This window comes from Serratia sp. CC22-02, from assembly GCF_900182895.1.
Classification (GTDB): domain Bacteria; phylum Pseudomonadota; class Gammaproteobacteria; order Enterobacterales; family Enterobacteriaceae; genus Serratia; species Serratia nevei.
The window spans coordinates 302,056-315,537 of record NZ_FXUD01000005.1 but is presented as its reverse complement, the minus strand read 5'-3'; the positions used below and the strand labels follow the sequence as shown (position 1 = coordinate 315,537).

The window sequence follows — 13,482 nt, the reverse complement described above, 5'->3', positions numbered from 1 at the left end:
CTTAATTGTCAACGGTAAAAATGAGGTTTTGGCGCGAGCTCATGACAGCGGTCAGTCTTGTGGGGAGCGGGTGCCGGTGGAACTGGTTTTCCAGTAAATCCATTTGGTAACCAGCGGTATTAGCAAATATCAGCAAGTCGCCCGGTTCAGGCAGGTGCTTGAATGCAATCAGACGGTTAGTTATAACGTCCTCGTCAAGGCAACTATGACCCGCAATCCATGCTTTCGCAGCAGGAGATGGCTCATGAGAATTCTGACGAATATGAAGCGGATCGCTTAAGAATTCAGAGTTAAACCACGTTTCGCATGCACTGAAGCTACTTCCCTCGACAAAAATAACGTATCCGGAATCACCGTGAGGCCGGACTCGACATACACGAAAAACACTTATGGCGCTCTGGTTGGCCAGACTTCTTCCGGGCTCGACACACAGCGTTAATCCTTCATCGATTAATGCATCGCAGACTCTTTTACCCACAGGGCCCGCGCCGCCAAGAAACTGAGTGAGCCAGTGCTCAGCGTTTATATCACCACCATAGGGATAGAAAGCATCCGGGACCCGTCGAGTACGATAATTTTCCTGCGTCTGTGAGGATAGCCATGCCTTATAGCAATTCCCCTCTACATACTGAACGGGCAACCCTCCCCCGATATCGATAATGCATGGGGAATGGCCAAGACTACGGGCGCAGGCAATCAACGGTAATGTGTCAAAAAAAGCGTTAACCCTGGATACGGGCGAGTAGCCACTAAGATGGAAATGGAAGCCATCGATTTTTAATGGATTACAGGTCTCGAGTTTCTGAAGCACGGCACTCACTTCACTGGATGACATACCAAAACGGCTGGTATGGCTGAACGCGGGGCGAAGGCGCAGTAGTATACTGATTCGGCCTGTCGGGCTTTTCCAGCATTTAGCTACTTCCATGAGATCGTCCATTTCCTCGACTGAATCCACGACAATCCGCGCCCCCTGCAGAATTAACTCCTGCAAAAAACGTATTGTTTTTGCAGGACCGGTGGCACACAAATCGGTGCCTCTGCATCCAGCGCGGATAGCATCGTTGAGCTCATGCAGGCTGGATACATCAGCCCCTGTTCCGGCAGCGACGGCAGCCTGTAATAACGACTGTGATTTATTGACTTTAACGCCATAATAAAATTTCGCTTCAATACCAAATCCCGCCGTAATAGCAGCCATCGCATTGAAATTATTCTCCACGGTATGCGGCCAAACAATATTGAGCGGAGAACCGTAAATTTCTGATAAGCGAACAAGAGTATCAGGGGACGTCTCTAACCATCGGGCAATAACAGGATCCACATAGGGGGGTAATTCTCTGGCAGGGCTTACCCGCCATGAAGTGGTTTCCCGGCAATAGGTATTTAACAGCGAAGCCATATTAAATCCTCTCAGAAATCAATGGTTACCGATGCAAGGAAGGTGCGTGGCGCTCCCTGCGCAATGGTGCTGTATGACGCCACGCCAGCCCAATAATGGCGATCTAACACGTTCTGAACATCAAAGCGGAAAGTTGCCGGTGTACCGTACACACGCGTTTTATAGGCAGCCCCCATATCTACCGTTGTCCAAGAACGGATAGACTGCGTATTCGCCTGATTGACGTACTGCTTCCCGCTGTAATTAACATGACTGTTCAGGGACAATCCCCGTAGGACAGGGAGGTCATATTCCACACCCGCGTTTGCTTGTACCGGGGAGACGCCAACGGGTTTGTTACCACGAACGCCGGTGGAGGGAGATTTGGTGAGCTCAGCATCAATCAGGGAAAGGCTTCCTGACATTCGCAAATTATCAAGAGGTTTATGGGAGATATTCAGTTCAATTCCTCGGTTCCGCTGCTCGCTATTGGAATTGAATGTATTGTTACTGTCGATTGCACCACTCGGCTTCGTGATCTGGAAAAGAGCAAGACTGTTTTGGATTCCCGCCTCATCGTATTTAATGCCCACTTCGTATTGACGCGATCGGTATGGACGCATCACCTGACCTGCGTTTTGTGCCGTACCAGGGGCAACATCACCTTTGCTGAGCCCCTCAATGTAGTTGGCATACAGCGAAACGGGTTTCCAGGGACGGTAAACCAGGCCAAGCATCGGAGTGACGGCAGAGTCATCATAGGTGGATGAACGATCGCCATTAGCGGCGAAGTTATCGGCACGAACCCTTTGGAGACGCACGCCTGGCGTGATGTCAACACGTCCATCCAGTACGGTCATTGTGTCTGCAAGCGCGAGACCACTTAACTGGCTGGAGGAGGTTTTTGATACTCTGGCTGGCGCAGAAGGCAGGGTGACATCAACGTCTGACGGGGAATAAATATTGGAATCTACCGTTTGCCCCCAAGTGCTGGCGATTGCGAGGCGATCATGGTAATAACTGACCTGCAGCGTCGCCTGATGATCAATGGAACCGGTTGAAAAATAACTTCTTGCGCCAGCTTCTAAAGTATAACGATTCACCTTAAAGCGGAAATTAGTAATCGTCGAGACGACATCCCCTTTGTCGTTAATAATATTAGGGGTTTGCTCTGATATGCGTGAAACCATCGAGCGCCCACCGCCTGCATTCGCAAAAACGGTCACGTTGTCATTAATATCGTATTCTGTGTGTAGCAATGCCCCCTGATCCCGGATTTTCCACCACATCCCCTTTTGTGCGATGTTTGTCTTACCATCAGGAGCATCCGGAACATCAATGCCTGCAGCGACAGTGAAGGGGCGATTTGGGGATTTGACTCGCTGATATTGATCAAGCAGGTCAAGGGAAGCCCTCACCCCTCCGTTCCCATAATCGAGAGCAAGCGCGCCTAATGCCGTATTTTTATAGGCATTGTCGAGTGCCAAATCGCCACCACTACCGCCACCGTTAAAACGGATTCCCCACACCTCACCGTCCGGGGTAACCCACAATTTACCGACATCGACGTATGCACCGAGTTGGTTGTTGGACTCCCAGGTGGTGGTGAGTCGTTTAATATCCTGAGCTGTAGCCCTTTTAGTCACTGCGTTGATGACACCGCCAACCCCTCCATTCGGGGACATCCCATAGAGCCCCGCGCCCGGCCCCTTCAGTAACTCTATTCGTTCGAGATATTGCGGCAATAATTGATAATTTGGTGCCACACCATAGACACCATTGAGTGCCACTTCACCGGTATTGCCTTCACCAATAGGGAATCCACGGATCATGAAAGAATCCAGGATCCCGCCTGAAGGAGAGGTAACCCGCACGGATGAATCATTTTTTATAACATCGCCGAGAGATTTAGCCTGCCTGTCTTCAATGTATCGCGAGGTATATCCCTTGATACTGAATGGCGTATCATGAATGACTTTACTTCCTAATAAGCCAATGTTGGCTTGTTTGGATAGTTCATCTTCAGTTTGTGTAACAGCACTGTCGGCGGTAACGACAACGGTATCTTCCGCGTTCGCAATATAAGGAATTAAAATTTCTACAACAGCCAAAACCAGAAACTTCTTTCTACGATTCATAACCATTATCTCGAGTCCCAGAGTTACCGGCGTATCAATCAGCTAAAGGATTATTAAGGCCGTGCTGAAGTCGATAATCAGTATATTGTTGTAAATGCATGCTCATTAATGAGCGGGTATACCAGGGATGGTTCATAAAATGCTCGCGTTCCTGATGCCAGAAGCTGTCATCTAGCCTTGGGTGAAGTTCTTTAAATACACGGTCAAGTTCTTCGCCAATAACTTTCCACATACGGTTATCTTGGATGCAATAGAAGTGAGTCAGGCAAAGGGCGATTTCATGTAAATGACTGACAAGGCAAGCATCCACGACGAAGGTTCTGACGGGTTCAATATCATCTTCAAACACCGTGGGTAAAATGCCAGGCCAGATATAAGGCTTGAGTTCGTAACCTTGCTTACGGAGTGCCGGGGCCCAGCTGCGGCCATCGCCGAAGTCACGGATAAGCATGGCCACAGCGCGGCCGGAATCATCAAATAAAACCTGCGTATTTTGTTGGTGTGCTTCAAGCGCCACGCCATAAATCAAATACATAGCCAAGACCGGTTTCAGTATGATCCGGGTGTAATGACGAAACCATGTCTCAGGCGTGTATCCTGACAAGGCAATCAGCTCACTGATAAGGGGATCGGATTTATGCGGGAGGGCGGTAAATAGCGATGCAACCGTGATAGCCAATGAATTATCGTTTCTTTTCCACGCATCCGTACTACGAAACACGACGGAGAGAAACTTACCCTCAGCGTCATCCATACGATCTTTATGACGGAAGTGCCATGCGGCATCTTCCCGGAAAAAGTCCAGTTTGCCGTCAAAACCCTGCTCCACATCCAGGATATCCTCAATAATCGTACTAATACGCGGCCCCATGTGAATGGATTTAGCCTGGAGGCTACGCATCTCACTGGTCATCCATATGGCAACGGGCAATTTTATAAAAGGCAATGCCGGGGCCGTCGGAAGCATAGTTCTGAACGACATTGAGGGTGCGGTTTCAATTTCGGGACCAAATGGCAAAAGAATGCCTTCATCTATTTCTTTGGCGAAATGACCCAAGACCCAATGTTCAAGATGCCAGGGGTGAAGGGGAATGGGCAGCCATTCTTGAGGGTTGTGATGTTGACTTTCGAGCCAGGCGCACCATTCACTCCAGACGCCAGGAAAGGCCGATGACAGCCATTGATGGGTATCCTGAACATGAGGCATCTTCTCGCAATAAACCATGTCGGCCTGTATGGCTCCCATGCGAAGAATGACTCGGGCTCCAAATTCGGCGGACAGGGCCTCGATGTCTTCATCGTTTAATCCAGGCCGGGACTTCCAGGTAGGATAATAAGGGTGGCCTTCCAGAGATCCCCACTGGTCCAGGAGAGTCGCCCCCTCTCTCAAACTGTGATGGCGTCTTATCCATTTAACAAAATAAGACTCCCCCTCTTTCTCCATGTCTTTAGTAATGCTATTCCGCCATTTTGACCGATGCGCTCTGGCCAGCCGGTCATTATGGATACTGTTAGCAACATCTTTATTGAATTTAGCTATACCCTCAGCCGAAGGGCTGAAACTAAATTCATTTTTCAGGACGTCGATCAGTTGTTCATGTGACAGAATCGGTGTTTTGCTCCCGTCGGCTGCCTCGAGGATAATATCACCACGATTAATAACACTATTCGCCGGAAAAACCGCCGTTAGATTTAGCCGAAGGGTATATTCTCCATCAGAGAGGCGGTAATTAACCCTACTTTTATCATCGAAAATCTCAAGTTTCTTTTCATCAAGTAGTTTTTCCGAAAAAAGACAACGAATTATTCGAGAGAGTGCGTTACGAGCCGAAAAATCAGGTTGTGTTGAAAGTGCCTGTCTCGCAAAGCCATTCTCCTCTGCCAGCTCCATCATATTTTCTCCCAAAGTAAGAGGGTTGAAACGATTAGGCGTAAATTGAGAACCTTAAGATCAACGTGATATTTCATTGCTCTCTCAGGTTCCTTGAAAACTTTCAGTCACTACGCTACCATCAAAATAAATTCATGTAAATGATAATCAATATCATTCTCATAACTGTAATCCATGATGAGAGAATCAATTTATATCAATCACTTAGGCGGACAAGGTATGAGTATAGAGATTAGCTATTTGTTTATCCCTGCTAATAAAGAGGTAATGTTTTCGAAGGCGTTGGCCAGTGGTACCGATGCGATCATTATTGATCTTGAAGATGCTGTTCATCCGAACGAAAAGCCCCTTGGGCGTGATAACGTTCTGAGTTGGCTACATAAAATTAATAAGAGCAGCGTTAAAACCGGAATATATATCCGGATAAATCATCCAAACGACAAGGAATTTGATGACGACATCAGTTTACTCAATTCATTAAATAAGCCATTGATTACGGGTGTGATGGTGCCAAAACTGGAATGCAGTGAAACGATAAACCATTTGAAGTCGAGGCTTAATGCCGGAATATCAAGGCTACCCTTTATCGGCATCATAGAAACGGCGCGAGGATTGTATCACTGTGAGAGTATAGCCTGTAGCGGTGTGGTCAGATTAGCGTTCGGCTCTTTAGATTATTCGCACGATATTAATTGTCTGCAAACACCTGAGGCACTTCTCTATGCGAGAAGTCGTATCGTGGTGGCTTCACGGCTTGCCAACCTACCGCCCCCTATTGATTGCGTCACCCCCGAATTTTTTACGCCCGAAACGTTGTTAACGGATTGCTGCCATGCCCGATCTCTTGGATTCAGTGCGAAATTATGTATTCATCCGGATCAAGTCGATGTGGTTGCCAAAGCATTTAGCCCTACTGAGGAACAAATTAAATGGGCTGAAGAAGTGTTAAAACAGTCCAGAGAGAGTTATGCATTCCAGATCGGAGGTTCGATGGTAGATTTACCTTTAATAAAACAGGCGGCCCGTTTAATGGACAATAAATAAATCAGAATGGACATATTAGCAACCCACTCAAATAATATTAATCATAATTATTATTTGAGTGGTTATAGATAAACTCTCTCTATATATATTTAACCGTTCGATATCATTTAACGTCAGGCCAAAGCATTTGCCCCGGAGAGAGTGTCCGACAAGCAAAGAGTAGCCTTCCAGTAAGGAGCCCGAGTCTGCGATAGAGGCGCTGCATTTCGCACAAACCAGGCATGTTGTCACAACGCTCATTTTGGTAAGATTTTCTTATGAATTCATGATAGCATCGGGTAACACTATTACGCTGGCAAGGATGTCAGAGGGACTGAAATCATAGGGACGAAGATGCAGACTGCTATGCAAAGCAATCCCCCCGAAATTACACTATCAGCACTGAGCCATCTGGCCTTTTGTGCTCTTGTTGGGCTGGGTATTGCTCGCCAGGAAGGCGTTGCCAGTACGCCGTTGACTGAACATCTGTTTTTGGTTCGTTGGTTGGCTACGGCTCAAAAACAAAAGCGGTTTCCAAAATGTGTTGCCATTGATATTGCACTCCTGCTTGAGCAGGGACGGAGAAAAGGCCCCGCCAGCAAGCTGCGTGAAAAACTGCAATACCTGTGGCGATCCTGCACTGACCCCCTCATCACCCAATCGGACTTATTTCGACTCACCTATGTTACCGAGAAACTGAGAGAGCAAGGTTGGAAAAACTTCATCATGGACAGCCACATCTGGAAAGATGAACGCTTTTCTGCATCTTCTGCACCCAATGAGTTTTACACGGAAGAAAATACGTTAAGAGCAGCGTTCTCCGATAATGGTGAGTTAACCAATACTTTAGAGTTACGCATCATTGGAGATGTTGAATCACTCTTGGCGCTAATGGCCCAATCAGCTATTTCTGCAAAGCTGATTGAGAGAGGCGAGCTCTTCCATCGGGTCGTGCTGTTTCCCCAATAAGCACTTATATCCAATCACGCAGCCCTGCACGCTTGGCTGAGTCGTGCCACAGTGGCCAGCGCCAGTGTAAAGAAAATTAGCCGCCTTGCCGCCAATGATGCAGCAGCCGCTCGAGATAATGTGGAAAAAAGTCTATTACTACGGGAGGATCACGCAGGATAACAAACAGATTACCGAAGGAATGCTTTTTTCTTGCCGGGAGAATACAGGCAACCCACCTTGCGAAGTGGTCTATACTCCATAGACAAGTAAGCTTTTATTACCAAAGAGACATAACAAGAAGAGGCCCATTAAGAGGCCCTTGCAATCTTCAATTATGTTCCATCAACCCCATCCCATAGTGGATACATTATGGGATGCGTACCCTATTTTTTAGGCGCGGAACAAAGCCTCTCTGGCATCCTGCCGTTATACATGACAAGGTTGCCATCATCTAACTTTGCAAGTTTCAGCACATAGAGTCGTTTGTTAACACCCAGAAAAAATTTTTTCGCCTCGCCTAAGGAGAAGTTATCTCATCTAAGATAATTAGGCTATCGATTAAGAACCTCATAATCGCTCTATTAGACCCACTCTTAGTTCGGTACATAGCCGAAACATCAGCATCTTCCCATCCTTCTTGCCATTGATGGCATAGTAGCAAGTCAGGCCTTTATATCAGCGCAATCGCCTTACGCGGGGTAGCCGCTCCTCTTTGAGAGCCCATTGGCATTGAGTCGATGTTCACTAAACGCGCAACACATTTTGTATATGGCATGAACACTTCTTGTCCTATCACTTAACGCTCACAGGGGGCGAATTCTATTGATTCAGGATGAGAACGACGAAGTAAGGGAACCTCTTCCTCAGGCCCCCCCCCTGCTCATTCACTCAACAAGCAGCTATGAACAAGCATTCAACCCATTGAATTAAAATGTAAAAAAAGAAGTATAATAAACTGATTTCATAATTTCACTTTTAATTTCATTTTTTCAAAATACCCCCTGATTCTAATATCACGTTATTTCACCTTCTCAGCGCCTATTTTAGGGTTATTCTAAGCAACGAACACCCGATCCCGGAAATGAAAAACGAACGCAGGCTGGCGCATACACCAGAAAATCAGATGAGAACCCATACGATGGGTAGCCGCTTCAGGCGATCGTTTTCATGGCGTCGAGACTCAGGGATATCGGATTTTTACGTAGGAATAATCATTAAAACCACATGCAAGCTTTCATAGGGATTTTCATGGAAAGAAATACGCCCGTAGCCTTTACCTGATGCGCTACCTAATTCTAAACGGGCATTTAAAAATTCGGTATTTCTGGCCCGTACACATTTTAATTAAATTTAATTCGTGAAGCTTACTTATAAGAAAAAGGCAGCCTGGTTGCTATAAGCCACCCTATCTGCAGCCGTATTTCTGGGTATTATTCTCATTATACTGGAGCTTATTAATGAATCAGCGTTTGGATATCATCGGCATTGGCCTTGGCCCGTCGAATCTTAGCCTGGCGGCCTTAGGAAGTGAAATAGAGGGGTTTACTGGGCAATTCCTGGAGCGCAAACCTCATTTCTCCTGGCACCCAGGGATGATCCTGGCGGATTGCAGCATGCAGACCAACTTTTTAAAAGACCTGGTGAGCGCAGTTGCGCCCACCAATCGCTACAGTTTCCTCAACTACTTGGTAAAAAACAGAAAGTTCTATCGTTTTCTGACGACGGAACAGCGCACCGCATCGCGTGAAGAGTTCGCCGACTACCTCACCTGGGCCGCCGGCGGGATGGACTCGTTGGCGTTTAACCAAGACGTTCAGCAGATCGAGTTCGACGATCGGCAGCGCCAGTTCGTGGTGACCACCTCGAATAAGGTCTTCCACGCCAAACACGTCAGCATTGGTATAGGCAAGAAAATAAAGCTGCCGGATTGCGTGACGGCGCAAAGCGATCGCTGTTTCCACGCCAGCGAAATGATGCTGCGCAACCCCGATTTGACCGGCAAACGCGTGGCGATCGTCGGCGGCGGCCAGAGCGGCGCCGATCTGTTCCTGAATATTTTTAAAGGGGAATGGGGCCAGCCGGACCAGCTCGACTGGATATCGCGCCGCAACAATTACAACGCGCTTGATGAAGCGGCCTTTGCCAACGAATACTTCACGCCCGATTACGTCGAGAGCTTTTACTCGCTGGATAGCGCGGCCAAACGGCATATGCTGGCCGAACAGAAGATGACCTCCGACGGCATCACCAGTGAGTCGCTGCTGGCGATTTATCGCGCCATGTACCACCGCTTCGATGTCCTGCGCGAGAAATTATGGGTGCGCCTGCTGCCCAGCCGTTCGCTGACGGCCGTGAAACACACGCTGGATAACGCCTACCAACTCGAAACGCGTCATCATCTCGATCACGGTGAGGAAGCCTTCAAGGCGGACGTGGTGATCTTCGCCACCGGTTATCAGACGGCCACGCCAGAGTTCCTTGAACCTTTGGCCCACCGCCTGCTGACCACTGCGGATGGCGAATACCGCATCGCCCCAGACTTTACCTTTGAGTGGGAAGGCCCGGCGGAGAACTGCTTATTCGCCATGAACGCCAGTATGCACAATCACGGCATCGCCGATCCGCAGTTGAGCCTGATGGCGTGGCGATCGGCCCGGATTCTTAATCGGGCGTTAGACCGCAAGCCATTTGATCTGGGAACCACGCCGACGGCCATTCAATGGCGCAGTGAAAGCGTACCACACGCGTTTTAAATACAAGAACGTCTTAATCATTGTCACTACGCTTTGATGGAATTACGTATATGAAAAGACAAGTCATTAAATTTATTACGAAGCAGCTGGCCGTATTGGCCCCCGAATTCAAGGCCAGATTGCTCTACAAAAAAGCATTTGGCAAACCGTTGAACTTGCAGGCGCCATCCACCTGGAATGAAAAGATCAATCACCTGAAGTTGAATGGCTATAGCCACAATGCGTTGGTGAAGCAGTGTGCAGATAAATATGCGGTAAGACAGTACATCAAAGATCAAGGGTGCGAAGAGATCCTTAATGAATTGTACTTTGCCTGTGATTCAGTGAACGATATTCCGTGGGACGCATTACCGGATAAGTTTGTGATCAAAGGGAATCACGGTTCCGGATATAACCTGATTTGCCAGAATAAAAAATTGCTGAATATCAAGAGCGCCAAAAAATTGATCGATGGCTGGATGAAAGACGATTATTGGAAAACCTATGTAGAGCTCAACTACAAAGGGATACAAAAAAAGATCATTGGGGAGAAATATATCGAATCGGCCAATGGTCACGGGCCTGAAGACTATAAAATCTATTGTTTCCGCGGTGTGCCTTACTGCACGTTGCTGTGTGTCGGCAGAGATACCGGGTCGCCGAAGTATTACTTCTTTGACAAAGATTTCAAGTTTCTGTGCTACAGCGATGACTGCCTGGCCTTGAGCCAGGAAGAAATAGACGCCTTCGTGAAGCCAGAAGGCTACGATGAGCTGTTTGAGTATGCTTCACGCTTGTCCGCGCCCTTCGAGTTTGTTCGCGTTGATTTCTACATCTCCAAAGGCCAGATCATTTTCGGCGAATTGACCTTTACCCCCTCCGCCGGGCTGGATACGGATATCCTGCCGCCAACCGATGTTTTGCTCGGCGAGATGTTGACGTTGCAACAGCACTGATTTTCACCTGGCCCCACGGTGAAGATCGACCACGCCTGAGCAGAAATACCGGCCGGCACGTTTGCTGCCGGTCGGTATTGCCTTGAGGGTTATCGGGCCGAGGCTCTCGCCTGTTCTTCCGCCGTGACGGCAACATCTCCGCCTCCCGCCCTTGGCTATCCGCACCAGCCCCAAGGGCAATACCTCAACCAGGTTACATAACCATTTGAAAAACAATGGTATTGAGCGATTAATAAGAATCACTTACATATTTATAATAAAATGTTCTATATGTATAGGAAGCTATAATATAAGATACCGGAAAGTTTCCCTGGTGTTGTTGTGTGTCTTTGCCCTATTTTATAGGGCTTTTTTTGCTAAACAACGTTGATAACCGTGTGTTTTCACCCTTCTTCGCCGTTTGCTCACCCACAAAAATCATAACCATTTCTAATTAATTGTAATCCTTGTTATTCCTGACTTATCAATAATAACAAGGGGTTGCTATTAACCCGGCAAAGCAACTGGCGGCCCTCTGTGGGCTGCGGCCGCACTTCGCCGTCGGAATGCCCGCCCTAAAGGTAGGTTTTGCCGGCCCTAAAGGTAGGTTTTGCCGGCCCCGAACGGATGCTACTATCGGCTTTTTACAAGGATGTTGATCCGCATGTTCTTGTCCAACCGGCGTTTTATCTCCGCGCTTCTGGCGCTCGCCATCGGCCTTTGGCTGCCGGGCTCCGTGCTGGCCAGGCCCGACCTGGAACGCAAGATCGGCACTACCGTTGCCGATAGCGATTCTGCAGATTACCGTTTCAGCGATCTGCGCTTCACCTCCGCCGACGGCCAACGGCATTACCGCGTTCGCATCGCCCAGCCGCGCCAGGCCCCTGCGCCTGACGGCTATCCAACGGTTTATTTCCTCGACGGCAATGCAGTGCTGATGGGATTGAATCCCGCCTTGCTGGCCAAATTGGCGGCGGCGAAGCGGCCACCGGTGCTGGTGATGATCGGCTATGACAACGATCTGCGCATCGATGCCGCCGGCCGCGCCTACGACTATACGCTCCCTCTGCCGGCGGGCCTGAAGCAACCGCCGCGGGGCGGCGGGGGCGCGGATGCGTTCCTGCAATTGATTGAAACTCGGATCAAACCGGCGATCGCCGCCAAACTGGCGGTCGATCCGCAGCGGCAAACGCTGTGGGGTCACTCCTATGGCGGGCTCTTCGTGCTGCACACATTGTTCACCCATCCCACCGCCTTCCAACGCTACATCGCCGTGGAACCCTCGCTGTGGTGGGGCAACGGCATGATCCTGCAAGAAGCGCAGCAGATGATGGCGCGACGCCCGACGCCGGTGGCGAAGCTGCAACTGTGGGTTGGCCTGGCGGAACGCGATCGTGCGGCCCCGCCCGGCGTGAAGAGCCCCGCTCTGCCGGCGGACGCAACGCGTTTATTGGCCGAACACCTGGCGCAGCTCGACGGTCTCGCCGTCGGCTATCGGGAGTGGCCGGCCTTAGGACACGGCGCCATGCTGGATGCCGCCATCGAGCCGGCGCTGAGCAGCGTCATAACAGAGAACTAAATCAGCGGATCAGAAGGTATCGGCCACATTTTCATCTGCGGCGCATATCTTCTGATGAGAAGAGTGTTTAATATCTGAGACAGCGAATGGCGGGCGCGGCTGGGCGCGTCAAAAAACAAAGTGGCTCCCCCGTCGGCAATTGAGCTTGCTCTATCCGGTGGAGCCATACAGTACTGCAGTTTTCCCGGTGGGGCCCTGGTGAGGCGCAAGTAGGAAAAGATGGTGTAAGCAGGGCATTTCAGCGTTTTAATACCGCCTGTTTCACTATTTTCTTCTCCCTGCGACGCCTACTATAAGCGCCCCCTCCCCCGGCGGAAAAGGGTGAAAACCACCCTTGAAATACATTAACGGAAGTGATATTAGAAGCGGTTAGGGCGAAAGTGCCTAGTTCAGTTTTGAATAATTAAATCAGGGAATTATATTAAAAATGAATATTAATATCACCGACAAACCCAACCCGCAGGATGAAGAGTTCGTTATCGACAGCCTCTGGGCTCACAACCATAAAACCCAGCCCGTAGACATTCACCCACTGTTCCTGACCGTCACCGACGACAACCAGCAGATCGTCGGCGGCCTGGTCGCACGTACCTGGTGGGGCGGCCTGGAAGTGCAGTATCTGTGGGTCGGCGATCGGTGTCGCAAGAGTGGTTACGGCCGCCGATTGATGCAACTGGCCGAAGAAGAAGCCCGCAAGCGCGGTTGCCATATGGCCTATGTCGATACCTTCGATTTCCAGGCCCGGGGCTTCTACGAAAAACTGGGCTACCGGGTCTACGGCGAGCTGGGCGACTACGCGCATCGCCACACCCGCCATTACCTGGCTAAAAGCCTGTAACGCGGCCTGAGCGG

General features: G+C 49.3%; 9 protein-coding genes. 6 read left to right on the top strand and 3 right to left on the bottom strand.

Features of this window, described 5'->3' with window-relative positions:
• Window position 1 precedes the first annotated feature (1 nt).
• From QOL81_RS18425 to QOL81_RS18415, 3 genes are read right to left on the bottom strand one after another with little or no spacing between them, the layout of a single operon-like run.
• The gene (locus QOL81_RS18425) at window positions 2–1,402 is read right to left on the bottom strand and encodes a Y4yA family PLP-dependent enzyme (RefSeq protein WP_060422618.1); all 1,401 of its coding nucleotides are present in this window, start codon (window positions 1,400–1,402) and stop codon (window positions 2–4) included.
• Between the two features lie 11 nt (window positions 1,403–1,413).
• Complete coding sequence (locus QOL81_RS18420; protein ID WP_060423105.1) at window positions 1,414–3,519, bottom strand: TonB-dependent receptor; 2,106 nt, start codon at window positions 3,517–3,519, stop codon at window positions 1,414–1,416.
• 34 nt (window positions 3,520–3,553) lie between these two features.
• The gene (locus QOL81_RS18415; RefSeq protein WP_425504614.1) at window positions 3,554–5,410 is read right to left on the bottom strand and encodes an IucA/IucC family protein; all 1,857 of its coding nucleotides are present in this window, start codon (window positions 5,408–5,410) and stop codon (window positions 3,554–3,556) included.
• 219 nt (window positions 5,411–5,629) lie between these two features.
• Between QOL81_RS18415 and QOL81_RS18410 the strand changes: the two genes are divergently transcribed.
• From QOL81_RS18410 to QOL81_RS18385, 6 genes are all read left to right on the top strand, one after another.
• On the top strand, window positions 5,630–6,454 hold the full coding sequence (locus QOL81_RS18410; protein WP_070913715.1) for an HpcH/HpaI aldolase/citrate lyase family protein: 825 nt from the start codon (window positions 5,630–5,632) through the stop codon (window positions 6,452–6,454).
• Between the two features lie 345 nt (window positions 6,455–6,799).
• Entirely contained in the window at window positions 6,800–7,402 is a 603-nt protein-coding gene (locus tag QOL81_RS18405) for a DUF2913 family protein (RefSeq protein ID WP_158524203.1), read from the top strand.
• Window positions 7,403–8,841: 1,439 nt separating this feature from the next.
• Window positions 8,842–10,137 carry a lysine N(6)-hydroxylase/L-ornithine N(5)-oxygenase family protein gene (locus QOL81_RS18400; RefSeq protein ID WP_060422606.1) on the top strand — a complete coding sequence of 432 codons (1,296 nt, stop codon included), beginning with the start codon at window positions 8,842–8,844 and terminating at the stop codon, window positions 10,135–10,137.
• Between the two features lie 50 nt (window positions 10,138–10,187).
• On the top strand, window positions 10,188–11,072 hold the full coding sequence (locus tag QOL81_RS18395; protein ID WP_060441025.1) for an ATP-grasp fold amidoligase family protein: 885 nt from the start codon (window positions 10,188–10,190) through the stop codon (window positions 11,070–11,072).
• Window positions 11,073–11,715: 643 nt separating this feature from the next.
• Entirely contained in the window at window positions 11,716–12,630 is a 915-nt protein-coding gene (locus QOL81_RS18390; RefSeq protein ID WP_283439979.1) for an alpha/beta hydrolase, read from the top strand.
• A 427-nt stretch (window positions 12,631–13,057) separates the two neighbouring features.
• Window positions 13,058–13,468 carry a GNAT family N-acetyltransferase gene (locus tag QOL81_RS18385; protein ID WP_102985295.1) on the top strand — a complete coding sequence of 137 codons (411 nt, stop codon included), beginning with the start codon at window positions 13,058–13,060 and terminating at the stop codon, window positions 13,466–13,468.
• The last annotated feature ends 14 nt before the right edge of the window (window positions 13,469–13,482 follow it).

What these genes read in the sequence shown, in the direction of transcription:
- QOL81_RS18410 (WP_070913715.1), top strand. Translation starts at nt 5,630, where the DNA reads ATGAGTATAGAGATTAGCTATTTGTTTATCCCTGCTAATAAAGAGGTA.
- QOL81_RS18385 (WP_102985295.1), top strand. Translation starts at nt 13,058, where the DNA reads ATGAATATTAATATCACCGACAAACCCAACCCGCAGGATGAAGAGTTC.
- QOL81_RS18420 (WP_060423105.1), bottom strand. Translation starts at nt 3,519, where the DNA reads ATGAATCGTAGAAAGAAGTTTCTGGTTTTGGCTGTTGTAGAAATTTTA.
- QOL81_RS18400 (WP_060422606.1), top strand. Translation starts at nt 8,842, where the DNA reads ATGAATCAGCGTTTGGATATCATCGGCATTGGCCTTGGCCCGTCGAAT.
- QOL81_RS18405 (WP_158524203.1), top strand. Translation starts at nt 6,800, where the DNA reads ATGCAAAGCAATCCCCCCGAAATTACACTATCAGCACTGAGCCATCTG.
- QOL81_RS18395 (WP_060441025.1), top strand. Translation starts at nt 10,188, where the DNA reads ATGAAAAGACAAGTCATTAAATTTATTACGAAGCAGCTGGCCGTATTG.
- QOL81_RS18425 (WP_060422618.1), bottom strand. Translation starts at nt 1,402, where the DNA reads ATGGCTTCGCTGTTAAATACCTATTGCCGGGAAACCACTTCATGGCGG.
- QOL81_RS18390 (WP_283439979.1), top strand. Translation starts at nt 11,716, where the DNA reads ATGTTCTTGTCCAACCGGCGTTTTATCTCCGCGCTTCTGGCGCTCGCC.
- QOL81_RS18415 (WP_425504614.1), bottom strand. Translation starts at nt 5,410, where the DNA reads ATGGAGCTGGCAGAGGAGAATGGCTTTGCGAGACAGGCACTTTCAACA.